General features: G+C 50.0%; 23 protein-coding genes and 2 pseudogenes. 22 read left to right on the forward strand and 3 right to left on the reverse strand.

The features are described 5' to 3' along the window. Positions 1–174: pseudogene (locus tag B157_RS40670) on the reverse strand (IS982 family transposase); the annotation flags it as partial. 488 nt (positions 175–662) lie between these two features. Here B157_RS40670 and B157_RS0132090 point away from each other — a divergent pair. Then, positions 663–2,831, forward strand: a complete 2,169-nt coding sequence (locus B157_RS0132090; RefSeq protein ID WP_020607398.1) for a molybdopterin oxidoreductase family protein — start codon at positions 663–665, stop codon at positions 2,829–2,831. A 183-nt stretch (positions 2,832–3,014) separates the two neighbouring features. Here the strand turns inward: B157_RS0132090 and mtaB are convergent, their stop codons facing one another. Continuing rightward, positions 3,015–4,373 carry a tRNA (N(6)-L-threonylcarbamoyladenosine(37)-C(2))-methylthiotransferase MtaB gene (gene mtaB / locus B157_RS0132100; RefSeq protein WP_041952390.1) on the reverse strand — a complete coding sequence of 453 codons (1,359 nt, stop codon included), beginning with the start codon at positions 4,371–4,373 and terminating at the stop codon, positions 3,015–3,017. 161 nt (positions 4,374–4,534) lie between these two features. On the opposite strand from mtaB, the gene B157_RS0132105 reads away from it, so the two are divergent. From B157_RS0132105 to B157_RS0132205, 21 genes are all read left to right on the forward strand, one after another. Beyond that, positions 4,535–4,918 carry a hypothetical protein gene (locus tag B157_RS0132105; RefSeq protein WP_020607400.1) on the forward strand — a complete coding sequence of 128 codons (384 nt, stop codon included), beginning with the start codon at positions 4,535–4,537 and terminating at the stop codon, positions 4,916–4,918. A gap of 46 nt (positions 4,919–4,964) precedes the next feature. Continuing rightward, complete coding sequence (locus B157_RS0132110; protein ID WP_020607401.1) at positions 4,965–5,855, forward strand: alpha/beta hydrolase; 891 nt, start codon at positions 4,965–4,967, stop codon at positions 5,853–5,855. Between the two features lie 31 nt (positions 5,856–5,886). Then, positions 5,887–6,594, forward strand: a complete 708-nt coding sequence (locus tag B157_RS0132115) for a 16S rRNA (uracil(1498)-N(3))-methyltransferase (RefSeq protein ID WP_020607402.1) — start codon at positions 5,887–5,889, stop codon at positions 6,592–6,594. A gap of 19 nt (positions 6,595–6,613) precedes the next feature. Further along, positions 6,614–7,273, forward strand: a complete 660-nt coding sequence (locus B157_RS0132120) for a DUF4159 domain-containing protein (RefSeq protein ID WP_020607403.1) — start codon at positions 6,614–6,616, stop codon at positions 7,271–7,273. Between the two features lie 107 nt (positions 7,274–7,380). Continuing rightward, entirely contained in the window at positions 7,381–8,193 is an 813-nt protein-coding gene (locus B157_RS0132125) for an acyl-CoA desaturase (protein WP_026309103.1), read from the forward strand. A 1,106-nt stretch (positions 8,194–9,299) separates the two neighbouring features. Beyond that, positions 9,300–10,004, forward strand: a complete 705-nt coding sequence (locus B157_RS39200) for a sensor histidine kinase (RefSeq protein WP_169521827.1) — start codon at positions 9,300–9,302, stop codon at positions 10,002–10,004. Then, positions 9,943–10,692, forward strand: coding sequence for a LytR/AlgR family response regulator transcription factor (locus tag B157_RS0132135; RefSeq protein WP_020607406.1), 750 nt, complete (start codon positions 9,943–9,945; stop codon positions 10,690–10,692). The genes B157_RS39200 and B157_RS0132135 overlap by 62 nt, the downstream gene beginning before the upstream one ends. 143 nt (positions 10,693–10,835) lie before the next feature. After that, positions 10,836–10,979 (forward strand): hypothetical protein, encoded by a 144-nt coding sequence (locus B157_RS38700; protein WP_020607407.1) that lies wholly within the window; start codon positions 10,836–10,838, stop codon positions 10,977–10,979. Positions 10,980–11,217: 238 nt separating this feature from the next. Beyond that, positions 11,218–11,415: a hypothetical protein gene (locus B157_RS0132145; protein WP_020607408.1), complete on the forward strand. Its 198-nt coding sequence runs from the start codon at positions 11,218–11,220 to the stop codon at positions 11,413–11,415. A 21-nt stretch (positions 11,416–11,436) separates the two neighbouring features. Then, positions 11,437–11,604 (forward strand): hypothetical protein, encoded by a 168-nt coding sequence (locus tag B157_RS38705; protein WP_020607409.1) that lies wholly within the window; start codon positions 11,437–11,439, stop codon positions 11,602–11,604. A 21-nt stretch (positions 11,605–11,625) separates the two neighbouring features. Continuing rightward, positions 11,626–12,846 (forward strand): radical SAM protein, encoded by a 1,221-nt coding sequence (locus tag B157_RS36475; RefSeq protein ID WP_020607410.1) that lies wholly within the window; start codon positions 11,626–11,628, stop codon positions 12,844–12,846. Between the two features lie 106 nt (positions 12,847–12,952). Beyond that, positions 12,953–15,241 (forward strand): peptidase domain-containing ABC transporter, encoded by a 2,289-nt coding sequence (locus B157_RS0132160; protein ID WP_020607411.1) that lies wholly within the window; start codon positions 12,953–12,955, stop codon positions 15,239–15,241. 104 nt (positions 15,242–15,345) lie between these two features. Beyond that, the gene (locus B157_RS0132165; protein WP_020607412.1) at positions 15,346–16,062 is read left to right on the forward strand and encodes an HlyD family secretion protein; all 717 of its coding nucleotides are present in this window, start codon (positions 15,346–15,348) and stop codon (positions 16,060–16,062) included. A gap of 140 nt (positions 16,063–16,202) precedes the next feature. Further along, positions 16,203–16,406 (forward strand): hypothetical protein, encoded by a 204-nt coding sequence (locus B157_RS0132170; protein WP_157618667.1) that lies wholly within the window; start codon positions 16,203–16,205, stop codon positions 16,404–16,406. Positions 16,407–16,531: 125 nt separating this feature from the next. Continuing rightward, the gene (locus B157_RS0132175; RefSeq protein WP_169521828.1) at positions 16,532–18,973 is read left to right on the forward strand and encodes a TonB-dependent receptor; all 2,442 of its coding nucleotides are present in this window, start codon (positions 16,532–16,534) and stop codon (positions 18,971–18,973) included. A gap of 18 nt (positions 18,974–18,991) precedes the next feature. Then, positions 18,992–20,176: a lanthionine synthetase LanC family protein gene (locus B157_RS0132180; RefSeq protein WP_020607415.1), complete on the forward strand. Its 1,185-nt coding sequence runs from the start codon at positions 18,992–18,994 to the stop codon at positions 20,174–20,176. Positions 20,177–20,196: 20 nt separating this feature from the next. Continuing rightward, positions 20,197–21,405, forward strand: coding sequence for a lanthionine synthetase C family protein (locus tag B157_RS0132185; RefSeq protein ID WP_020607416.1), 1,209 nt, complete (start codon positions 20,197–20,199; stop codon positions 21,403–21,405). A gap of 180 nt (positions 21,406–21,585) precedes the next feature. After that, positions 21,586–22,515 carry an LLM class flavin-dependent oxidoreductase gene (locus B157_RS0132190; protein ID WP_020607417.1) on the forward strand — a complete coding sequence of 310 codons (930 nt, stop codon included), beginning with the start codon at positions 21,586–21,588 and terminating at the stop codon, positions 22,513–22,515. Positions 22,516–22,517: 2 nt separating this feature from the next. Beyond that, entirely contained in the window at positions 22,518–24,707 is a 2,190-nt protein-coding gene (locus B157_RS0132195) for a peptidase domain-containing ABC transporter (RefSeq protein ID WP_020607418.1), read from the forward strand. A gap of 402 nt (positions 24,708–25,109) precedes the next feature. Next, the gene (locus B157_RS0132200; RefSeq protein WP_020607419.1) at positions 25,110–25,304 is read left to right on the forward strand and encodes a class I lanthipeptide; all 195 of its coding nucleotides are present in this window, start codon (positions 25,110–25,112) and stop codon (positions 25,302–25,304) included. Positions 25,305–25,339: 35 nt separating this feature from the next. Then, positions 25,340–25,531 (forward strand): class I lanthipeptide, encoded by a 192-nt coding sequence (locus tag B157_RS0132205; protein ID WP_020607420.1) that lies wholly within the window; start codon positions 25,340–25,342, stop codon positions 25,529–25,531. Between the two features lie 99 nt (positions 25,532–25,630). Here B157_RS0132205 and B157_RS39495 read toward each other — a convergent pair. Next, positions 25,631–25,897, reverse strand: a pseudogene (locus B157_RS39495) (IS701 family transposase); the annotation flags it as partial.

Below are 25,897 nucleotides of genomic sequence, written 5' to 3' on the forward strand. Positions count from 1 at the left end.
CAAGTTTTTATAGGGGCTTAGATGATAATAAATCAGAATTGTCATCACCTCACTAAGAGTGAGTTGACTGGGATGATTCTTCTTGTAAGCACCACAGTGGTGAAGAGCTTTAGCAATGATTGAGCGTTGTGCTTTGCAAAAGTCATCGACATCGCAGTAAATTTCGGTCAGCATGTGAGTTCGGGGCTGGTTAGTTTTGTTTGGTTAGCACCCAAAACTACCAATTTCGGCTCATATGCCCTTTAAACGCCGGTTTTAAGAATTTCACAATCCCATAGTTCGCGTTATTTAGTATAGTCGGGTGTAGGACAAGTTTTCCAGCCCTTAGAAAACTTCCGTAAAACTTGAAGTCTCACCTCTATTTTGGAATTGACAATTAGCTGACTGAAATAAGTTGGTCTTACCTCGAACGGTTCAACATAGTCAATCCGCCACGCAAAGCGCGTAAGGGTCAACAATTGGGAAGTGCCGTAATTCTTGCAGATTATCTATACGAACTGCCTGCTCTGCTATTGGTATTCATCTGCTGGTTTCCTTACCTTGCCAGTACGATGAACCACCGTAGTGAAGGTCACCGTAACGAACGGGTTATCGTAACAAACGAGTTACGTAATGAACCCGATTCGGTAAACAGCCATACACCTAAACCCACGTAACGCAGCATGGACGTCCAGATCCATTACCGAGCCTGTAACCTGTGCGAAGCCATCTGCGGCCTCGACATAAAACACCTGAACGGCCAGGTAGTGAGCATCGCAGGCGATAAGGAGGACCCGTTTAGCCGGGGGCATATCTGTCCCAAAGCCGTAGCCCTCAAGGATGTGTACGAAGACCCTGACCGCCTTCGGAAACCACAGAAAAAGGTGGTGGCGGCTGATGGCGGGGTTTCCTGGGCCGAAATTGGCTGGGAGCAGGCTTTTCGGGAAGTGACCGACCGGCTACGGGCCATTCGCGCTGAAAGTGGCCCCAACGCCATTGGGTTTTACGGCGGTAACCCATCCGTGCATAATTCCGGTACGTTGCTGTGCGCACCCGGTTTTATTAAAGCCCTCCGAACGAGGACCATCTTTTCGGCTTCGTCAGTCGACCAGTATCCGCATCATTTTGCGGCCTGGCAGCTATTTGGACACCCTGCTTTGCTACCCGTGCCGGATATCGACCGTACTGACCTCTGGATAATCATTGGGGGTAATCCCATTGCCTCCAACGGGAGCATCATGACCGCGCCCGATGTTGCCAACCGACTGAAGGCCATTCAAAAACGGGGTGGAAACGTTATCGTAATCGACCCCCGGCGCACCGAAACGGCTCTTCGCGCCGATGCGCACCATTTTATCCGTCCCGGCACCGACGTCTATCTGCTGCTGGCAATGGCGCAGGTGTTATTCGCCGAAAACCTGGTGCGGCTGGGTAGGCTTGCGTCCATCATCGACGGCCTCGACCGGCTCCGGGATGCCGTAGCTGATTTTACCCCGGAACGGGTTGCCGGCGTGACGGGTATTGCGGCCGACACCATCCGCCAGCTCACCCGCGACTTTGCCCAGGCCGAACGGGCTGCTTTATACGGTCGCGTAGGCGTGTCGGTGCAGTCGTTCGGGAGTTTGTGTCTGTGGCTTATCAACGTGCTGAATACCCTGACCGGCCATCTGGATGAGCCGGGTGGCATGATGTTTTCGAGCCCTGCGTTCGATATAGTGGGTAAGCGGCAACTGTATGCGAAACACAATCGCTACCGGAGCCGCGTGAGTGGGTACCCGGAGTTCATGAGCGAACTACCCGTTTCGTGTTTGGCCGAGGAAATACTGACCCCGGCCCGCACGGAGGGCGAACAACCCATTCGGGCGATGGTGACGAGTTGCGGTAACCCGGTTTTATCGACTCCCAACGGCGGGCAGCTGGATACCGCCCTTGGGCAGCTTGACTTTATGGTGTCGGTGGATATTTACCGGAACGAAACCACACGCCATGCCGACTACATTCTGCCACCAGCTACCGGCCTCGAAACCGCCCATTACGACCTGACGTTTCACGCCCTGGCCATCCGTAACACGTCCCGCTACTCTGACCCAATGGTGCCTAAGCCCGACGGGATGTTGTATGACTGGGAGATTTACGAGTACCTCCGGCTCTATCTGGAAGACGAACAATACGACCAGCACACCGGTCCGCAACCCGAAAACCCGGAGCAAAAAATTGACCTGGCACTGCGCTACGGCCGGTACAAAGACCAGAATCTATCGGTACAAACCCTGCGCGACAATCCGCACGGTATAGACCTCGGTCCCCTCCAGTCGCAACTCCCCGACCGGTTGATGACTGCCAGCAATCGGATCGACGTGGCCACCGCTCCGTTCCTCACCGACCTGGACCGCGCCCGGAAAAATTTTGATTGGCTGGCAGCGAACACGGACGACCGCACACCACCACAATTACACCTCATCAGTCGTCGGCACCTGCGCGACAATAATTCCTGGCTGCATAATGCCTACCGGCTCGTTAAAGGCCCCAACCGCTGTACCCTGCAAATCAACCCGGTGGATGCGGCCCGGTTAGCGATTGCCGATGGCCAGAAGGTGCGGGTCGCGTCGCGTGTGGGGAGGGTTGAACTATCCGCCGAAGTGACCACCGACATGATGCCCGGCGTGGTATCGATGCCCCACGGATACGGCCATAACCGCCCTGGTATACGGCTCGGCGTAGCCCAGGCTCACGCGGGTGTCAGCATCAATGACCTGACCGACGAAACCCTGCTGGATGCGCTAAGCGGTAATGCGGCTTTAACGGGCGTTGCGGTAACGGTTAGCCCGGTAGCGGTTCCGGAACTGGTGTAAAGGGGAGTAGAATGAATTTAACCTTTTTCGAGAGACTTTTCCAGGCAGCTCTTCTTCTCATTCATAAACTCTTTCTGAACGGCGTTCGTGTACGACCGGCCTGCCGGAATTGTTTGCCCGTTCAGCTGGAATCGTATGGCTACAATTTCCAACGAAAAAATCCAGTTACCTACGGGGCGACCGTCAATGGATTTCCAGCACCGCTTCCGGCTCGCTCACTTCCATTAACCCATCCGTGTTGATGCCTGTCAGGTGTACGGGCAGCATCTCATTAATTAACAGGGGGTCGTATTTGGCTACTACGCGGACGTAGTTTTCGGTGAAACCCTGCATGATGCCGGTCCGACGGTCGGCTTCAGTAACGTCCTCTTCAAACAACACGGTGGCATCCTGCCCAACCTGGGATTCGTAAAAGGCCCGGCGTTTTTTGTCGGACAGGCTATGCAGCATCTTCGAGCGTTCGGCCCGGATGTGGCCCGGTACGGTGGGCTTGATTGTCAGCGCGGTGGTGTTGGGTCGCTCGGAGTAGGTAAAAACGTGCAGGTAGGAAATGGGCAGCTCGTTCAGAAACTGGTAAGTCTCTTTAAACGCCACGTCGGTTTCGCCGGGGTGGCCCACAATTACGTCTACCCCGATACAGGCGTGGGGCATCAGTTGTTTTATTTTCTGCACGCGGTCAGTGTAGAGTTCGCGTTTGTAACGTCGGCGCATCAGGCCCAGTACGCGGTTGCTCCCCGATTGCAACGGTACGTGAAAATGGGGCACAAACCGCTTCGATTGCGCTACAAACCGGATAACATCGTCGGTGAGCAGATTCGGTTCGATGCTCGAAATACGGAATCGCTCGATGCCTGCTACCTCGTCCAGCACCTGTATCAGGTCCAGGAATGTTTCGGGTTGCTGATTCAGTAAGCTGTTGCCACTACCTACACCGAAATCACCGATGTTTACGCCGGTCAATACAATTTCCTTGACCGAACGTTCTGCAATCTCCTGGGCTGCCCTAACTACATTTTCAATAGTGTCGGAACGGCTTTTCCCCCGTGCCAGCGGAATAGTGCAATAGGCGCAGGGGTAATCGCATCCATCCTGCACTTTCAGGAACGTGCGTGTGCGGTCGTTGAGCGAGTAGGCCGCATGGTAGTCGATGGCGGTTTCGATGGGCGAATTGAATACCTGAGCGGGCTGGCCGTTTGGCACTTTCACGAACGTGGGCATCAATTCGTGCAACCGGAATTTCTCGGCTGCCCCCAGTACGGCATCCACTCCCGGAATTTCCGAAATCTCCGTGGGTTTCAACTGAGCATAACAGCCTACAATGGCCACGTACCCATCGGGGTTTATTTTCTGCGCTTCCCGAACAATCTTCCGGCATTTTTTGTCGGCATTATCCGTCACGGAGCAGGTGTTGATGATGAAGATATCGGGCTGCTGATTGAACTCCACGCGCTCGTAGCCCTGCTGCTCCATCAGGCGGGCGAGGGTTGAGGTTTCGGAGAAGTTCAGCTTGCAGCCAAGCGTATAAAAGGCAACTTTTTTCACAGCAAAGGATTGTATGCTGTAAAAGTACAAAAAAATGATGGTTCGACAGGTCGGCCGGTCGGCCGGGTTCCGGGGAGCCGGTAGGGCAGGAGTTGAGTTGAGCGGGGAATAAATAGAGTAAATCGGGTTTTGTGGTTACTTTCCTGTCAAATCATCTTCGCATGGCCCGCAAACTACTCCTAACCCTGCTCATCGTAGCGCTACTCATTGAACTGGCACTAACGGGCGGGGCGTTCTTCGCCCGCGAGTTCACGCTGAAGCAATTTGGCGTGGGTTTAACCGCCGAGACATCCTTTTTAGGATACATCGTTGGCTGGACACTGCTTTTCGTATCGCTGGTATGCGGGCTGGCCATCTGGCAGGTCTGGCAGCGAAAGCGCGGATTTCAGAACCTGTGTTACCTGCTCAGTCTGTGGTGGATTGGTATTGGCATCGGTATTTATATTGCCTTTGGTAAACCTGATAATCTGGTCCTTGATTCACTCAAAGGGTTACTGCTCCTGATCCTGACAAACCGCACGCTGGCTGACCGCCGTATGCTGTAGCAGGCGTAGTACAGCGCAGTACTCCGTAGTCTCAATCTACTTTATTATGAAACAGTACCTACTCATTTGGCTAATAAGCCCCGTTTTTCTGTTCGGTAGTCCACTCGCCCGCGCCCAGCAGAATCCGGTCTCCGAAACGGTTACCTACGGCCCTGATTCGCAGCGGCAGGCGGGGGTTCCCGAAGGTGTGGTTACGAAGTTTGTCTGGAAGAGTACCGTGTTTCCGAACACCATCCGGGAGTATTACGTGTATGTACCGGCGCAGTACGATGGCAAAACACCGGCAGCGCTGATGATTTTTCAGGATGGGCATACTTATGTAAAAGAAGACGGTGATTTTCGGGTGCCTATTGTATTCGATAACCTGATTCACCAAAAAGCCATGCCCGTTACCATTGGCCTGTTTATCAACCCCGGTCAGCATGGTAATGAACTACCCAAAGACCCATTTCGGGCCGACAATCGCAGTGTTGAGTACGATACCCTGACCAATCAATACGTCCGGCTACTGCTGGAGGAATTGATTCCTGAAATCAGTAAAACCTATAAACTGGCCGAATCGCCCACCATGCACGCTATCTGCGGTTTATCTTCAGGGGGAATCTGCGCCTTTACGGCGGCCTGGCAGCGGCCCGATTATTTCCACAAAGTGCTGAGCCAGATTGGTAGCTTTACCAATATAAAAGGTGGGTATGTGTACCCGTCCCTGATTCGGAAATCGCCGAAGCGAAACATTAAGGTGTTCCTGCAGGACGGCAGCAACGACCTCGACAATCAGCACGGCAACTGGTGGCTTAGTAATCAGCAGATGGACAAAGCGCTTAAATTCAGCCAGTACGATTACAAGTTTGTGGGCGGTACGGGTGGCCATAACGGTAAACACGGCGGCTCTATTTTGCCCGAATCATTACGCTGGTTGTGGAGTGATGTGAAATAGATCGTGAAAAATAGGTGCGTATCTTTGCCATATGCACTTATTCTATCAGCCCGGCGTGGATTCGCCCGATGCTGTAAACTTTTTAACCGAAGACGATTCGCGCCATGCTATCAGGACATTGCGGCTTGGAGTTGGCGAGGTTATTGCCGTGACGGATGGAAACGGAAACCGGCATACGGCCGTTATTACCCAGGCAGATGGTCGGCGTTGCCAGTTTCGGATTACCGATACACAAACAACCCATCTTCGGTCGTTCTCTATTCGCATTTGCGTGGCACCAACCAAGAACATGGACCGTATTGAGTGGTTTGTGGAGAAAGCGGTAGAAATTGGAATTGAACGAATCAGTTTCTTTTTCGGACAGCATTCCGAGCGTCGGGTGCTGAAGCTGGAACGCCTGGAAAAAATTGCCATAGCCGCCATGAAGCAGTCGTTACAGTCGTTTTTACCCCGTTTAGACGAGGCCGTTTCATTCGGGGAACTCCTGAAAACAGTGGATGAACCGCAGCGTTTTCTGGCTCATTTGCCCGCCAATGAACCACCGTCTCCGCTGGCGAATATGGCTACGCCAAACGGACAGTATGCGGTGCTGGTTGGCCCGGAAGGTGATTTTTCGGAAAAGGAACTGCAACAGGCCGTAGATGCTGGTTTTCGGATGGTAATGCTCGGTACTAACCGGCTCCGCACCGAAACAGCGGCACTGACGGCCTGTCAATTATTGAATTTTATTAACCAGTAGTGCTTGCCTTACTAATGTTATGAAAAAGCTGCTTCTTCTTTTTGTTATTCTTCATTGTTCATGCATCATTGCCAACGGCCAGTATGCCTATAAAATCGCCAAGTTGAAATACAACGGCGGGGGCGACTGGTACGCCAACAAAACATCGCTGCCGAACCTCATTAAGTTTGCCAATGCTAACCTGCGCATGAACATCTTCCCGGAAGAGGATATTGTGGAGCCGGGCAGTACCGACATTTTTGGCTACCCGTTTGTACACATGACCGGGCATGGCAACGTGACTTTCAGTGATGCCGACGTTAATAACATGCGCCGGTACCTGATATCAGGTGGATTTCTACACATCGACGATAACTACGGACTGGATAAATTCATCCGCCGGGAGATGAAAAAGGTGTTCCCCGAACTCAGTTTTGTCGAGTTGCCGTTTAACCATCCGGTGTATCAGCAGAAGTATCGGTTTGCTACGGGCCTGCCCAAGATACACGAACATGACGGTAAAGCGCCCCAGGGTTTCGGGCTGATTTATCAGGGACGACTGGTTTGTTTTTACAGCTATGAGTGCGATTTGGGTAACGGCTGGGAGGACCAAAGCGTGTATAATGACCCCGAACCCGTTCGGCAACAGGCCCTGCGAATGGGGGCCAACTTGCTGGAATACGCCACAACCTCAAATTAAATAAAGTATTATTTGGGGAAAGCAACCCAAAGGAGTCAAAAAAACGTTATTATTGTAGTAATATTCCTAGTGAGTCTCACGTCCATCTTTTAATAGTTACCATAGTGATTTTTGTACTAGTTGCGTTCCTGGGGCATTGGTATTTGTCCCTGTTCTGCCAAACGTTTTTTCTCCACCGGTATTCGGCCCACAAAATGTTCTCGATGAGCAAATTCTGGGAACGGTTCTTTTATGCCCTTACTTATATATCGCAGGGTTCGTCGTATCTGAGCCCACGGGCGTATGCCGTGTTGCACCGGATGCACCACGCCTTCAGTGACACAGAGAAAGACCCACACTCTCCGCATCACACCAAGAATATTTTTACGATGATGTGGAAGACCAAAGACATTTATAACGCTGTACTGCACCGTAAACAGACCGTTGAAAAACAGTTCGATCGTAATTATCCCGAATGGAATTTCATTGAGAAAGTTGGCGATTCCTGGTTCTCGCGGGCTGGCTGGGCCGTTCTTTACAGTGTGTTTTACTTGCTGGCGTTCTTTTACCTGGATATGCACTGGGCGTTTTTCTTCCTGCTGCCGGTTCACTTTGTAATGGGACCCGTACACGGAGCCATTATCAACTGGAGTGGCCACAAGTACGGCTACTCGAATTTCGACAATCACGATGAATCGAAAAATTCGTTGATTCTGGACGTAGTAATGATGGGCGAGTTGTTCCAGAATAACCACCACAAGCGGCCAAATTCGGTCAATTTTGGGGCTAAATGGTTCGAGTTTGACCCTACGTTCCCCCTCATCGGCATCCTGCACAAACTGCACGTCGTTCGGTTAAGACCCTCGGCCGAAGCGAAGAAAGCTCAGTTTGAAGTAGGACACGACCGCCGGGTAGAGGTGGAAGATGAAATAGAAGCGTAAACGGATAGTACTTTAGTCATAGACAAATCCCCAGGCCAGCGATGGCTTGGGGATTTGTTATTTTACGCGCTATAAAAAGCAGTGTGTAAAGCAGGCCCCGTCGTATGCTGGTTTTTCGTGGGGTATATTTTAATGAAAATTAAGAACAGATTAAAAAAAAATGAAAAAAACGAGTATTTCCCACCAGTAAGATCGTATTATTAGGTAGCAGAAAGGGTTAACCAGTTCGCATAAAAAGACAGTTCTTTGATAAAGAGTACGTATTGAATACAGACGAGTTCATTTGCCACGCTTAAATCAGCGGGAAATACTTCCTGAAATTTGCCGATGTTAACCTACAGCCCGGATGGCGGCTAAGTGAAAAAAACAGGCCTTTGAAAAAACCTTTCCCAACCCGGTTTCGCCAAAGGACTGCTTTGGTATTGTTCGTTAGAATCATTATTGTTTAATCGACCGTTGCTGACGCCCCGACCAGCACGTTTCGCTCGATTTTCCGCAGTGATTCTTTTAACAATATGTTAACAAAAATATGCCTTGTTACAATATCCATAAATTGGTTGAAACCTATATATTTGACTTAGAGGCTGTTTCAGGATGCTACCGATGCGGTGGCTTTCAGAGGAAATAGTCATCCTATTATCATGAGGCAACTATTCGTAAAAGATGAATTCTACCCCAGTGCCTGGGCGCGAGTAGGTACGCATCTGGCCTTGTGGGTATTCATGTTTTTAGTGCTTTTGATTCAGTATCAATGGATTAACCGAACTGTTGGTATCAATGTAGCAACCTTTGAGCTTACTCTGGGTAATTTCCTGGCTGTATTGATAACGTACTATTTATCATCTGCACTTATTTTATCTTCACTATACCAAAAGAGATGGATATGGATAATCGTCGGATTATTGTTGATTTACATTGTTAACTATCTGTGTTTTTATTACTTTTTTACTGAAGTAAGCAAGGCCCATCCCGTGTCTCCAGGCGTTCAACGGGTGGCTGACGCTTATCGAAAGGCCGGGCTCCTGGGGGGATTTACCAATAGCGCAGTCTTTATAATGAATTGGTCTTATAGTTTAAATGCTGTTATACCCGTCATTATGAAGTTTATGAAGGATGTTTTTGTGACCAGAAACAGAACTACACAACTGGAGCGGGATAATCTGTCACTGGAACTCAACTTTTTACGCTCGCAGGTCAATCCTCATTTCTTTTTCAACGCCGTCAATAATGTGTACTCCCTCATTGTCGATAAAGACGAACAGGCGGCTACCATATTACTTAAACTATCGAGTTTAATGCGCTATGTATTGTACGAAGCTGGTGCATCGTATGTTCCTCTCCACCAAGAGATTAGCTTTTTGAGTGATTATGTGGGGTTGGAGAAAATTCGGCACGAAGCATGGAATACCATTCAGCTACGGGTGGATGGTGAGGTACAGGGGCTAACGATTACCCCGCTTATTCTAATCACATTTGTCGAAAATGCCTTTAAACATGGTCTCAATGCCACTATTAAAGAGTCGTGGGTTACCATCGATATACGAATAGAAGGGAATACTCTTTATTTTCAGGCTCAGAATAGTAAGCCATCCGGCCCGGCGCGGATACGTAAAAACCCGTTGCCTGAGGTTGGAGGTATTGGTCTGGCCAATACCCAGCGCCGGTTAGAACTCCTTTACCCCGATAAGCATCAGTTACACATTCACGAAACGCCGTGTGTTTACACAGTCGATTTAATGATTATCCTCCATGGAACGCAACCTGACCTGCCTGATCATCGACGACGAACCGCTGGCGCGGGAGTTGATTAAAAAATTTGTAGCCCGGGTACCGACCTTGTCCTGTCTGGGTGAATGTAACAATGCTATCGAAGCTGTTACGATGATTCATAATCAACGGCCCGATGTTATTTTTCTGGACATCAATATGCCCGAAATGACGGGTATCGAGCTCCTCAAGTCTTTTACGGCTACCCGGCCGCAGATTATTGTAACGACTGCTTACCCCAACTACGCGATGGATGGCTTTGAGTACGACGTAACCGACTACCTACTCAAACCTATTCCTTTTGATCGTTTTCTAAAAGCCCTCAATCGGGTGCGGGATCGAATAAGCAATGTAGGAACAGTAGAAAGCGTACCACCCGATAACGGAACAATGACCAACGCGGATAAACCCACTTTGGTAAATAAATTCCTGTGGGTGAAAGAGGACAAGAAGATGGTGAACGTCAATACCGATGAGATACTGTATGTGGAGGGGATGAAAGATTACGTGAAAATTTTCCTGCCCGATAAGATGGTGGTTACGCATATCACTATGAGCCGGATGGAACAACTGTTGCCTGACCTCGACTTTATCCGGGTGAATCGCTCCTACATCGTCCGCCGATCTGCCATTGTAGCTGTCAATGGCAACACGATTGAAATGGTTAATAAAAAGGAAGTACCCATTGGGATCAATTACCGGGATATTATAAAAGATATCTCCAGAGAATAGTCACCTTTTTTTTGCTACTTCTATCGTTTGGTAGCATAAATCTAAGAATACAGCTATTTAGTCGAAATAATTTTCGTACAACGATTTAATCAGGAATATTTGATACGTTATTTTTATTATAGCAATCTTAACTACTTTCTCTCATGAAAAACGCAATTATACGTCCGGTTCTCCAGTTGAAAAAAGAAACAATCAGCCGCATGGATGGTGCATTCAGTCAACCTGCCCTCGACAAAAAAAAGTCGGAAAGTATTACCATTGATACGACTATAATCATTGGTTTTTGAGCGTTAATCCACCTGGGTACGAACCCCGGATTGAGTTGCTGGTGCTAAGGCCACGCTCGATCCGGGGTTCTTTTTTCGGGCAGTTCCTGCACCGGACGAACCCCGGAAAGTGACAAGAGGCCATGCATGAATCGACGCGGGCAGCTACTTGGTCGAAGGGGGGCTTCCCTTAGTCGAAAAAAGTTCAGTAGTAGCCATCCTGCTGTTAATTTCCATCAACTATTCAAGATCCCTATTCATGAAAAAAACGCTCTCATTCTGGAAACGACACTTCGGGGCGCGGGAACTGCCGAAATCCGGCGAACCCTTCGGCGACGTCATTGGCGTAGAAGAAGCGCAGCAAATTAGGGGGGGCGATAAAGAATACACGCCCCTGTATGACCTGCAACCGGAACCTAACCGCCGACAGCCATCCATTTTACTCGATTTCAGCTAAACCGTATTATCTCATACAGTCATGAAAAAAAAACAATTTTCGATACCGGCTAAAAAGAAAGAGCTTACTAAAAAAGCCCTCGACCATTTCGATCAGCACGATCAGAAAATAGACGGTGACGCTATCCGGGGAGGGAACTGGACTGAATACGGCGGTGGGGCGGATAAGGACGAAAAACTGAAGCCGTAACGCTTAACCGCATCATTCCACTTGGTTATCAAGGGCGCCATCGTAAAAGTTGCCAGCCGGTGCAATCTGAATTGCACCTACTGCTTCATGTACCATGCCGGTGATGATTCGTACCAACGCCAGCCCAAACGAATGACCGCCCTGGTGCGGGACGCGCTCCTGCAACGGGTACTGGAACACTGCAATCGATATGGCCTGAAAACCTTTGATTTTATCCTGCACGGCGGAGAGCCGCTGCTGGCTGGTAAACGATTTTTCGAGCAGTTTGTGGCGCAGGCAATTGCCCGGCTGACACCAGCGGTTGAACCGCGTTTTTTTATCCAGACCAACGGCCTGTTGCTGGACGAAGCCTGGTGTCGGCACCTGGGGCGGTTAGGTATTCGGGTTGGTATCAGTCTGGATGGACCGGCATCTGTCAATGATCGCTACCGAACAGACCACCGGGGACAAAGCTCGTTTCTGGCCGTTGAACGTGGATTAAGGTACGCACTCCAGTCGGACTGGTTAGTGAATCATCCGGGGGTACTAACGGTCATCGACCCCACAACGAACCCCGTTGCGGTATACGAGTATTTCCGGTCGGTAGGGGTGAGGGAGCTGGACTTCCTGTTTCCCGATGCTACGTTCGACCGGCCACCCTATCAACCAGCAACCAGCGATACACCCTATGCCGACTGGCTCATTACCGTATTTGACCAGTGGTTTATGACGAAGAACAAACCCCGGATTCGGCTGTTCGAGCAATTGATTGCCCTGATTCTGGGGCAGGACGTACAGTCAGAACGGTGGGGGATGGGGACTAATGAGTTCATGGTAGTGGAAACCAACGGGGAAATCGAGCCTTCCGATATGCTGAAAATCTGCGGCCCCGATTTTACCAAGACAGGGGTTAATGTGTGTACCCACGCACTGGTGGATGCGCTGGATCACAGCCTGATTGCCCTGCATCGAAACAGCCATCAAACCTTGAGTCGAATATGTCAGAAATGCCCTGTCGTGGCCGTTTGCGGGGGCGGTTTGCTGGCCCACCGCTACAGTGCTCGAAAGGGTTTCGATAATCCATCGGTGTACTGTCGGGATTTGCTGAAACTTATCACCCACACTCAGAGTCGGGTCATTGCGTTTTTGCCGGTTGCCATTCGTCAGGAAGCCGATCTGGCCCCGCTATCGTATGACGACGCACTTGCCGCAGTACAGGCAGTACAAATGAATGGATACTGTAAAGGGGATAATGTGAAATGAATGTTGTAACCTGATAATCAGGCTATTGTTGGTGTTTGTTGTCATTTTATAGTATTTATTTACTCAACAGAAACAGGGTGAAACGTGAGGTTTTAGTACGACGCACATGGGAGCACACGCATACAAATACTACCGGCAGCTGGATTATATGGACTGTGGGCCAACCTGCCTGAAAATGGTGGCGGCTCATTACGGCAAGGAGTATTCCATGGATTTTTTGCGGGCCAATGCCTACATCACCCGGCAGGGAGTGAGTATGCTGGGCATTAGTGAAGCAGCCGAAAAAATAGGCCTCAAAACGCTCATGGTCAAACTCACGTACGACCAGTTGGTACGGGAAGTTCCGTTGCCCTGCATTCTTCACTGGAATCAGGAACATTTTGTGGTTCTCTACGAAGCATCTGGCTCCTTGTTTGGTTTTCTACCCTTCATCAAAAAACAAACCCGGTTTTTAGTAGCTGACCCCGGCCATGCCCTGATTCACGTAGACCAGGAAACCTTTCGCCGATGCTGGATTTCATCGGGCGATCAGAAAGGCGTGGCGCTGCTGCTCGAACCGACTCCGCATTTTTACGAGCAGCAGGAACAGGGAACCGAAAAAACGCAGGGTTTTCAGTTCCTGCTGAAATACCTGACACCCTACCGACGGTATCTGATTCAGATCATACTCGGTATGTTGTTCAGCAGTATGCTGGCGATGCTGTTTCCGTTCCTGACGCAGGGTTTGGTCGATTACGGGATACACCGTCATAATCTGGGTTTTGTCCACCTCATACTGTTGTCGCAGTTGCTACTGTTTGTGGGCAGCACCGTTATTGACAGCATCCGAAACTGGATTCTGCTGCACATCAACACCCGCATCAGCGTCACCATTATCTCGCACTTCCTGATAAAACTGATGCGTCTGCCCATCAGTTTTTTCGACACCAAAAACATTGGCGATATTTCGCAGCGCATCAACGACCACCACCGGATTGAGTCCTTCCTGACGGGTTCGACGTTGAATACGCTGTTTTCGCTGATGAATCTGGTTATTTTCTCGCTCGTTTTTACGCTCTACGATGTTGATCTGCTCCTCGTTTTTGTGGTCGGGAGTGTGCTGTCGGTCGGCTGGGTTCTGCTTTTTCTAAAGCACCGTAAAGAACTGGATTACCGCCGGTTTCAGCGTTTACGCGACAACCAGAATAGCCTGTATGAACTCATTACGGGCATGCAGGAAATAAAACTGAATAACTGCGAACGGGCCAAACGCTGGGAGTGGGAGCGTATTCAGGCCAAATTATTTAAAATCAATATTCAGGGGCTTATTCTGGAACAGTACCAGGAAATTGGGGCTACGTTTTTTACCCAGCTCAAAAATATCCTCATTTCCTACATGGCTGCCATGGCCGTTATCCAGAACGAAATGACCCTGGGAATGATGCTGAGTATCTCCTACATTGTGGGACAGATGAACGGGCCACTCAGCCAGATTCTACAGTTTCTGCGGAGCATTCAGGATGCCAAAATCAGTCTGGAGCGGCTCAGCGAAATTCATAACCGGCCCGATGAAGAGATTGACGAAGAAATGACGATGGGTAAGCTGTCCATCCGCCGGCCGTATGACGCGGGACCGGTGCCCGTTACTGCCTATGCCCACCCGGCCGCTACCGAAACCGGCATTGTCCTGAACAACGTGTCGTTCCGCTACGGTGGCCCGCATTCGGCTTATGTACTGAAAGATATTACCCTGCACATACCCAAGGGCAAAGTAACGGCCATTGTGGGGAGCAGCGGTAGTGGAAAAACAACCCTTCTGAAACTATTACTAAAGTTCTACCCGCCTACGGAGGGTGAAATTTTGGTGGACAGCAATGACCTGAACGATATATCGGCCAAAATGTGGCGTACCAACTGTGGCTCTGTGATGCAGGATGGTTATATCTTTTCCGATTCCATTGCCCGTAATATCGCTGTTCAGGGCGAACGGATCGATGAAGTAAAGCTCGTTGAAGCGGCTACGGTGGCCGCTATTCACGACTTTGTAAAACGGTTACCCCTTGGCTTTATGACCAAGATCGGGAATACGGGGGCCGGGCTGAGTGGCGGGCAGCGGCAGCGAATTATTGTGGCCAGGGCTATTTACAAAGACCCCAAATACCTGTTTTTCGATGAAGCCACCAGTGCGCTGGATGCCAATAACGAACGAACGATTATGGCTAATCTTGAACAGTTTTTCGAAAACCGGACGGTGCTGGTAATTGCCCACCGACTAAGCACCGTTCGTAAAGCGGATCAGATCGTGGTACTTGACAACGGCATGATTCGGGAGCAGGGCACTCACCATGAACTGGTCAGCCGGAAAGGCTACTACTACGACTTAGTGAAAGACCAACTCGAGCTGGCTGAAGCCTGAGTAATGAAGATAGATTAGTTAAATGTTTGTCGTTTGGCGGTAGCGGACCAGCGAAAGCAACCAGGCGTCAGCAAACGACAAACGCGACAAACCACAAACGACCAATGCCACAAGCATCCTCCCATACCGTCCTGAGCGATGAGATTCAGGAAATCATTGGCTACGTGCCGCATTGGGTGGTGCGCTGGGGAATCACGGCCATGTTTGGCGTATTTCTGATTTTGCTGCTTTGCTCTTACCTCATCAAGTTTCCCGATACGATTTCGGCCCCGGTAACTATTAGTGCTACGGTGCAGCCATTCCGCATTAGCTGGTACAAATCAGATGTGAACATCGACTATCAGTGTATGGTGCATACGGGGCAAATTGTGCAGGCGGGCGATACGGTGCTACTGGAAAAAAACAGCAGTAAGCGCACCAGCGTGGCCTATCGGAGCACCGTAAAGGGGCGTGTTCATATCCTGAAAGGCAGTAAAAAAGAGATAAAACTATCGACCATTCTGGTGATGCCCTTAGTCGTTTCGGGTTGTGATGTGCAAATCCGGTTACCGATTCAGGGTTCGGGCAAAGTGAAGGCCGGGCAGCGGGTGCTCATCCAGCTCGATGAATACCCTACGGATGAATTTGGCTACCTCGAAGGGTTTATTACCTCCTTCATTCCGGTCTCTTTCGATCAGCACTACCGGGTCAATGTGCGCTTACGCCAGGGATTGACCACTACCCTGAATAAGAAACTACCCCTCCAGCCCGAACTCCAGGGTACCGCCGAAGTCATGCTCGACGAGCAGAAACTGTTCTACCGCATCATTGGCCTGCACTAAGCACAGGCACTTATCCAGCTTTACGGCTACTTTGTCGAAAACAAAATGGAGTAGGTCGAAAAAAGTAGGCAACGCCCTGATTAGAACCGTATTTCATACTAACAAGAGCGGTTAACTGATAAGCAAGCACAGCGATGGATATGCTAAAACGAGTTTTTGGATCTAAAAAGAAGCGGTCTATTTCTGATGAAGTAGGCTTTGAACGGTTGCAGACGAGTGAAATGGACGCTATTCTGGGCGGTCGCCCAACGGGTCCGGTAGCCGATTCGTTCGAGGTAAACCCCAGCCTGACGGACCCGACTACTTCACGTACAGACTACACCACCGGCAAAATTCATAGTTAGTCGATGCTGGAGGCATAGTGGTCGAAATAAATTGGCGAGCCGGTTGGAATACGGTTGATTTAGCATAGAGAAACCGGAATGTGAAAATGGCAGGTAAAATGATCAACGATTACGTATCAACTTCTATGAAAAAGTTTCCTGTAATTATGCTGGCAGTGAGCTTACTGACTATAATCAGTACGCTAACCTACGCGCAAACGCTCACCCGGCTCACCGGCTCCGTTATGGAGCAAACGAATACCAGTTCGACCGTTCCCTTCGCCACTGTTTCGGTACTACAGGCGGCTGACTCTCTGCTCGTAAAAGGGGCTATCACCGATGTCGACGGGCGTTTTAGTATCGATAACGTAGCGCCCGGAACCTACCGGCTGCGGGTTAGTTTTGTTGGTTTTCAGGACTATACCGGGCAACCATTTACGGTTGGTACCGAGCCGGAATACAACATTGGTACCATTCGACTCACTACCGAAGCCCGGCAACTGACCGAGGTAAAGGTGGTCGGCAGCAAACCATTCGTCGAAAAGAAATCGGATGGGTTTGTGGTCAACGTCGAAAATAGTGTGGTCAGCTCAGGCAACTCGGCCCTAGAAGTGCTGGAACGGTCGCCAGGGGTGCTGGTTGGGGATAACGGTAAAGTGTCCATGCAGGGGAAAGCGACGATGATTATGATTGACGGCAAGCAGGTGCAGGTATCGGGCGAAAGTCTGGCTTCACTGCTCAAAAGCCTGAAATCGGACAACATCGCGACCATCGAACTGATTACGCAACCCTCCGCCAAGTACGATTCATTTGCCGGGGCTATCATCAACATCAAAACCAAGAAAAACACCCGACTCGGTTTCAACGGTAGCCTGAATCTGGGCCTGACCCAGAGCATATACACCAAATACACCGGCGGGGGGAATTTTAACTACAAAGCGGGAAAACTGAATCTGTTCGGTAATTACAGCTACGGTAACAGTCGCAGTTGGCGGCAGGCCGAAGAACGCAGCCTGTTTCAGAATCAGCAGGGACCTGCTCAGTTGCTGACCAATTCGGAAGGCACCAGCCAGAACAAGAGCCATAGCGCCAAACTGGGCCTCGACTATTACCTGTCCGATAAACACGTAGTGGGCATCAGTGCCGATGGAAACCTGTTCCGGGGTGATTACGATCAGTTTTCAACCACGCAGTTCAGCACAATTCCAACCCGTATCGACTCGGTACTGGAAACAACCGGCAATCGTAACAGTCAGCAGGATTTCATGGCATATAATTTCAACTACAAAGGTAGTCTGGATACGAACGGTCGTAGCATCGAGGTAAACGTCGATTACGGCCGGGATTATTTTGCCAGTAACTCCTACTATGTAGGTCGGCTGCGCTACATGAACCCCGACTTTATTCAATACCGGGATGGTCTCCAGAATTTGCCTACCTACACCACCCAGTTCATGACCTACAAGGTAGATTATACCATGCCTTTCCGGAGTGGGCTGACGATGGAAATTGGCGCGAAAACCGCCTTTGTGACCACCAACAACGACGTTCGGTTTAACCAGCAGTTTAGCCCTGCCGGTGCCTGGATAAGTGACCCGAGTCGAACGGATAAATTTATCTATAAAGAAAATATCAATGCCGGTTACATCAACTTCCGGAAAACGATTGATAAATGGCAGGTGCAGGCCGGGCTACGGGTAGAGCAAACAAACGCCGATATTAATTCGGTTACGACAAACACCCTGATTCAGCGCCACTACACTAATCTGTTTCCCAACCTGTTTCTGGAGCGGGCCTTCGGCGAGAAACACCAGCTATCGGTGTCGTTCCGTCGGGAAATTGACCGCCCCAGCTACAGCAACCTGAATCCCTTTATTCTCTATACCAATCAGTACACCTATTTTCAGGGAAACCCGTACCTGAATCCGGCCAGGGCGTATGTGTTCACGATGTCACACACCTTAAACAACAGTATATCCACCAGCCTCGATTATACGTACCAGACGGACGTTCCCTACGAAACATTCGAGCAGTTTCAGGATACCAAAGTGACGCGACACTTCTTCACCAACTTAGCCGTGTCGGGTAGCCTGGGGCTTAACGTAAACTTCCCCGTTCGACTTACCAAGTGGTGGGAAAGCTCCAATAACGTGTATGGAACGTATGGCAAGGTGAAGGATAATAACTTCCTGGGTAATCGAATCGATATTGTTTCGTGGGGCTACTATGGTAGTTCGGTCCATACCTTCTCGCTGGCCAAAGGCTACAAAATAGATATGTCGGCCTACTATCAGGGGCCATTTCAGTACGCCACCACCCGACAGCTGAGCACGTTCAACCTGAACCTGGGCCTGCAGAAAAGTTTGTGGAACAACAAAGCCAGCCTGAAAATCAATGCCAATGATATTTTCTGGACGCGCCGGTATGGTACCCAAACGGCATCGGCCAATCAGAACGTAAGCGACATCAGTTACCGCGATACCCGGCTTATCCGGGCAACCCTTACCTATAAATTCGGGACAAAAGGACTCAAGCTGCGGGAACGGAACATTGGCAGCGAAACCGAACAACGTCGAATCAACCACTAATCCAGTCGCCCCAGTTGTATGGAAGCGTTTATCGAAACCGACATAACGGCTGCCGTCCATCGGATTGCCCGGTCTTTAGCCTCACCGGCAAACAGTTTACCCGCGTTCGGGTATAGCAAGGGCGTGCTGGGACAGGTGCTTTTCTGGTCGTACTACGCGTATTTTGCCGATGACAGTACCGCGCAGGAACGGGTAAAAACCTTACTGGTGGAGTCCGTTCAGCGCGTTACGCAACCGTATGCAGGGCATAGCTTTACGAAGGAGCTAGCCGAATTCGGGATTTTCCTGGAATACGCCAACGCAAACAGCCTGGTGGAGTTGGATACGAATGCGTTGCTAACGGGGCCTGACCAGTTACTGGCTGCCACGATGACTGACGCGCTGAACCGGCGCGATTTCGATCCGTACACGGGTGCCCTCGGACCAGGTTATTATTTTCTGAGCCGGGCCGCTTCGCAGGAGTCGGCCCGCCAGGTCATAGAACAACTGGTGGTGGGATTACACCGGATTGCCGTTGCCGACGAGGTCGGTCATTTGTACTGGCCTTCTCAGCTTTTTGGCGACAACCGGGTCTACCTCGGCCTGTCGCACGGATCGGCGGCTATCCTGCTGTTTTTGTGCCGGGCCATCGAGTTGGGTATTCAGGTCGATCTGGCTTCCGGTATGGTCCAGCGGGCCGTTGGGTTTCTACTGGTACATCAGCAGAATTACCAACAGATAGGGTCATTCTTCCCGGATATAGTTCATGAAAAACTGGTACAGTCAAGGCTGGGATTATGTTACGGTGACATGGGCGTTGCGTACAGTCTGCTACGGGCTGGTCAGGTACTCAACGACCACCTGATTGGAGAAGAGGGCCTGGCCGTTTTTACTTTTTCGGCCACTCGCCGGTCGCCCGCCGAAAGCGGCATCCGGGATGCCGGTATTCTGTATGGCGCATCGGGTACGGCCCTGTTGTTCGACAAAGCCTATGAACTGACGGGGCAACCCGAACTGGACGAAGCCGCCCGACACTGGTACGATCGGATCCCGGACTTTGCCACCCACGACAATGCAACGGCGGGGTATCAGGGCGTGTTCAACCAGCATTTTCCGCACACCAATGTTGGGTTTATGGAGGGTATTGCCGGTATTGGAGCCACCCTGATAAAGAGCACGCAACGCGATACTTATTCTTTTGACGAACTAATCTGGCTAGTATGATAGCGCCTACGACTACACCAATGACTGTTACGCAAGCCGACATCGAATTCAAGCTGATGCAGATGCGCATTCAGATTGAGGCATCGACTCCCAAAAATGATACGCTGTTATCAGGACGGATTGGCCGGATGATCTACTATTTCTACCTGTTTCGGTACTACCAGAATGAACGGTATGGCGAGCAGGGGGTAGCTATCCTGGAAGAGGTTGTCCAGCATATCCAGGATAAAACATCGCCTTATCTGCTCAAGTATCCGTTCTCGTTCGGTCTGTCGGGCTTTGGTTACGCCATGTCTCTGCTGATTGAAGAAGAAATTATCGACATTGATTTTGAGGGGCAGTTACGGGAATTTGACGAACTCATTTTTCAGGCCGCCTTACCTGACCTTTATAAGGGTAATACGGATTACCTGCACGGGGCCACCGGAGCGATGCTCTACCTGACGCGTCGGCTAAAAAATCCGGACGTTGGTTCGTACTTAACCATGATGGTGGCTGCGCTGGATAGCCTGGCTATTCGGGACGAGCGGGGCCTTCGTTTCCCCAATACGCACATTGCCCGCCTGAACGAATCGAAGAATACTAATTTCGGTCTGGCCCACGGGATGTGTGGAACCCTGATTATACTACTGCGAATCTATGAGCGGGGAATTGCGCAGGAATCAATCCGGCGTATCGTGGAAGAGGGAATCCAGTACCTGCTAAGTTACCGGACACCAGCGGAGCCGGAGAATGGGAAGTTTTCGGAGTTCCCCCTTACGATAGATGAACTGAATCCGTGGGATAGTACCGAAAATCGCAAAGAATACGGAGCACGGCTGGGCTGGTGCTATGGCGACCTGAACGAAATAATGCTATTCTACCAGGCGGGTAAACTCCTCAACCGACCCGACTGGATATCGCTGGCTGATGAGCTTGGTGCATCGACCATACAGCGGCACCAGGCCCGTGAGACGATTATTAATGATAGTCATTTCTGCCATGGATCGGCGGGTGTGGCTCAGTATTACAAACGGTTTTATGACCAGACCGGACAGATGGCTTATTACGATGCCTACCAGTTCTGGCTTGCCAAAACAATTCAGTATCTCAAACAGGAATTAAATGATACGCGATACACTGAACACGCGGGTGAATTGCTCGAAGGTTTTGTGGGGGCCTCGCTTGTTTTGCTGTCGGCTGTCAGTGAAGAAAACTACGCCTGGGATCGTATTTTCCTGCTCTCTTAACTGACGAATTCGTTCACACTTGTTGCTTCTGGCTGCAAACAGCTCTTTTTAACGGGGTGACGTTCATGTTTCTCAACCGCAGCGGTCTGCGCAGTAAAAAATGAACGTCACCCTGCTAAAACAAGTCATTTCCTTCTTATAACTAGACGATTAAACAGGTTCAGTTAAACCTTAATTCATATGGAACCGATACGAGTAGGCTTATTGGATTTTGGCCTTCGGCACAGTAAACTCAATAGCCTTCGGGTTATTGAAGACCTGATTGACTACGCCGGTCATGCCGATCAATTGGGGTTTAGCCGGTTCTGGATTGCCGAGCACCACATTCCACAGACCCGGTCGGCCTGGTCTAATCCGCAGGCATTGGTACCCCTGCTGGCGGGCATGACCCAACGGATAAAAGTGGGGGTAGCGGGTGTTTTATTAAGCCTGCACGCGCCCTACCACGTAGCTACGTCCTTCAAACTGCTGGCTAATCTGTTTCCGGGCCGGATTGATCTGGGAGTGGCTAATGGGGTGGTTAGCGAAACCGTAGCCCAATATTCCATTCAACAAAGTAACCAGGCATTACGGGGCCTTTTCGACGATAAACTGGCCGAGCTGGTTCACTATTTGCACGATGAAGATGAACTGTATCAGGATGGTAAAGGCGTTGTTATCCCCCCCTACAAAGGGGTTATACCGGCCGTCTGGACGCTCGGTGTTTCGTATGGCAGTTTGAACCGGGCACTAACGCTGAAAACCAACTTTGCCCGCTCTATTTTTCATTACGGCTCCGACGTATCGTACGAAAAAGAAAAACTCCAGGCTTTCCGGGAAGAATACTACCAGCGCCACAAGGTGCAGCCCCAGATTACGCTGGCCGTAGCGGGCTGTTGCCATCAAACATCCCAGAAAGCAAAACGGATCATCAACGCCCTGAACAAAAAGACCTCGGTAGGCCGGGGGGAATTGTTTGGTAGCCCGGCCAAGTTTCACGACGAAGTAATGGCCCTGCGCGAACGCTACGGTATCGACGAAGTCATTTTCATGAGTGCGGCCATGCAACCGACAGACCGCATCGTGGGACTGGAATTGATCAGTGATATATTCAAGCTAAACGCCAATTAGCCATGCTGTTTCCTCACTACCGGCAACTGGATGCAATGGACTGCGGGCCAACGTGTTTGCGGATGATCTCCCGCTTCTACGGTCGGACCTACACGCTGAATACACTGCGTAACTTCACGAAATACAGCCGGGATGGGGTCTCTCTGTTGGGCATCAGCAAAGCCGCCGAGAGCATTGGTTTCCGTACGATGGGGGCCGTGCTGACACTGGATAAATTAACCAATGAAGACGTTCCACTGCCCTGCATCGTTCACTGGGATCAGAACCATTTTGTGGTGGTTCATAAGGTACGGAAGGACAAGATTTTTGTGGCCGATCCGGGCAAAGCACTCATTGCCTACAAGCAGCACGAATTTGTTCAGCACTGGGCCAGCACCCAGAAGAATGGTGTTGGGCAGGGGGTTGTTCTACTGCTTGAACCGACCCCCCGTTTTTATGAGCAGGAGGGCGAAATAGAATCCAAACTTGGCCTGAGCAAGCTGTATGCCTATTTACTGACGTATAAAAAACTGCTGGTTCAATTACTGCTGGGGTTGCTGGTGGGGAGTCTGCTCCAGCTAATATTCCCCTTCCTGACTAAATCCATTGTTGATGTTGGGATCAATACCCATAACCTGAACTTCATTTACCTGGTACTGGGTGGTCAGTTGATGCTGGCCGTTGGGCAAACATCGCTCGATTTTATTCGGGGGTGGATTCTGCTGCACATCAGCACCCGGATTCGATTGGCCATCCTGTCTGATTTTCTGGTGAAGCTGATGCGTTTACCGCTGTCTTTTTTCGACACAAAAATGACGGGTGACATCATGCAGCGCATGAGCGATCATAACCGGATTGAGGCTTTCCTGACCAATACCACGCTCAACGTTTTATTTTCGTTGGTCAATCTGCTGGTGTTTGGTGGGGTGTTGCTGGTGTACAGTGTACCCATTTTTACGGTCTTTATTTTAGGGAGTGGATTATATGCGGCCTGGGTGGTTATATTTCTGCGACAGCGCAAAAAGCTGGATTACAAGCGTTTTCAGATTGCCTCACAGAATCAGAATCAGATCATTCAGCTTGTCAGTGGTATCCACGAAATCAAGCTCAACGACTGTGGCACGCAGAAAATCTGGGAATGGGAGCGAGTGCAGGCGCGGTTTTTTAAACTGAGTACCCAGAGCTTATCGCTCAACCAAAACCAACAGGTAGGCGCGTTTTTCATCAATCAGGGCAAAAATATCGTCGTCATTTTTCTGGCCGCAAAAGCCGTACTGGAAGGGCAGTTGACACTGGGCGAAATGCTGGCTGTTCAGTACATCATTGGCCAGCTCAACTCACCCATCGAACAGCTTATCCAGCTGATGCAGGTAACGCAGGATGCCAAACTGAGCCTGGATCGTCTGAATGATATTCACATGGTGCCTGACGAAGAACCCGACGGTAAACCCCTTATGCACTACCTGCCTCAACAACAGGATATTACCCTGCGGAATATTTCTTTTTCCTACCCCGGTGCGGGTAATGTGCCAGTGCTCAAAAATATCAATTTATCTATACCGCAGGGTCGTACAACCGCCATAGTGGGTACGAGCGGAAGTGGCAAAACAACCATCCTGAAACTATTACTACGGATGTATGAACCCGACAGCGGAGAAATTCGGGTGGGCGAGCAGCATTTTGGCTCCCTCAGCCACCAGTTCTGGCGTCGGCGGTGCGGGGTCGTGATGCAGGAAGGGTTCATTTTTTCCGATACCATCGCCCGCAATATTGCCATCGGCGATGAAAGTATTGACCTTACCCGCCTGGCTCATGCGGTGAAAGTAGCCAACATTCAGCAGTTTATCGAGGAAGCTCCGCTAGGGTATAACGTAAAAATCGGGGCCGAAGGAAATGGCATCAGCCAGGGTCAGAAGCAGCGAATCCTGATTGCCAGGGCTGTGTACAAGCAGCCCGACTACATTTTTTTCGACGAGGCAACCAGTGCCCTGGACGCCAACAACGAGAAAGTAATCATGGAAAACCTGGAGCAGTTTTTTAAGGGCCGAACAGTCGTTGTAGTCGCTCACCGGCTGAGTACGGTTCGTCATGCCGATCAGATCGTGGTGCTGCACCGGGGAGAAATTGTTGAGCAGGGAACGCACGATGAACTGGTAAACAAGCGGGCGCATTACTACGAATTAGTCAGAAATCAACTTGAACTCGGTGATTGATCCCACGGGGTGATACGCAGGAAATGGAGATGAGTTCATATTTCGAGTAAACGTATATTAGTTACCGTTAGGTTTTGTTTTCGCTCTGATGAAACCTGAAAACCGGCTTAGTAACGCGATAGGTGAAGGGCGTAAACATTAAAACCCCTGTTACTGTGTGGTGGTTAGCCGGTTGTTTGTTCGGATGCGTGCGGGTACTGGGTACTAATTGTATCCGCGCAGTCCCGGAACATTTATGCAGGGTTAACATCGGGTTGGTCGCAAAACAACCTCTGTTTGTCTAAAAGACCCTTGCTTTAGTCGATTATATTTCGATAAACTGCTCAAACAGACGTACTTAGTTTCAGAATTAAACTAGCAATTCCCGCTAATATTTTTTCTCATTTTTAACGGATAAGCACAATGAAAAAAAAGCAGATTACCCTGGAGCGACTAACCCTGGACAAGGAGACGATTGCCCGCCTGAATGACGAACAACTCCGCGAAGTAGCGGGTGGTATGGGTACCTTCTCCTGCAAAAGTGATGAACTTTTGGAGGAAGAAGCCCTCGCTGGCGGTACATGCTGCAAAGCATCCTGTGGCAGCAACCCCTGTTAACGATTAATTAAATTCACGTTTAACGAATAAGCCCCATGAAAAAGAAAGTTTCGCTTGATAAGTTGTCCCTTGACAAAGAGACCATCTCACGGCTCGATGAGCAGCAATTGCGTGAAATAGCGGGTGGAGGTCCACCCAATAGTATGTCCTGCAATGGTGCCCTGGCCGCTGAAGAGGAAGAATTCGAACTGGCCTGGAAAAGCTGCTGCAACGACTCCTGCAATTAATGCCTGATGCTGACTGGGCCTGCTCGTTCGCAAATTGAACACGCCCTTTTACCAATAATCTTACCTTTCTTATTTTTCACTTTTACTAACTAACTGAAGTTACGCAGGGTCAATGTTTAACAAGAGATTCTTTTGTTGGAGAAACCGGAGTTCAGCTAAAGCTGCCTGAATGGCTTTGATATACAGTCGACCTTTCAAGGCGAACTGATTCGTTGATTCAGCAAGTTTTAAGCCCTCTAACTTGACAAAAGCACAGACTGAAGCCAGCAAATGAGTGCTCTGTGTGGTGATACTACGAGCCGGTGAATTTTGCAGTGAAGTGTTGTTCTTCAGCGACTTATGGTAGTCTTCAATGCCCCACCGTTT

It is taken from the genome of Spirosoma spitsbergense DSM 19989 (assembly GCF_000374085.1).
In the GTDB taxonomy this organism is placed as follows: domain Bacteria; phylum Bacteroidota; class Bacteroidia; order Cytophagales; family Spirosomataceae; genus Spirosoma; species Spirosoma spitsbergense.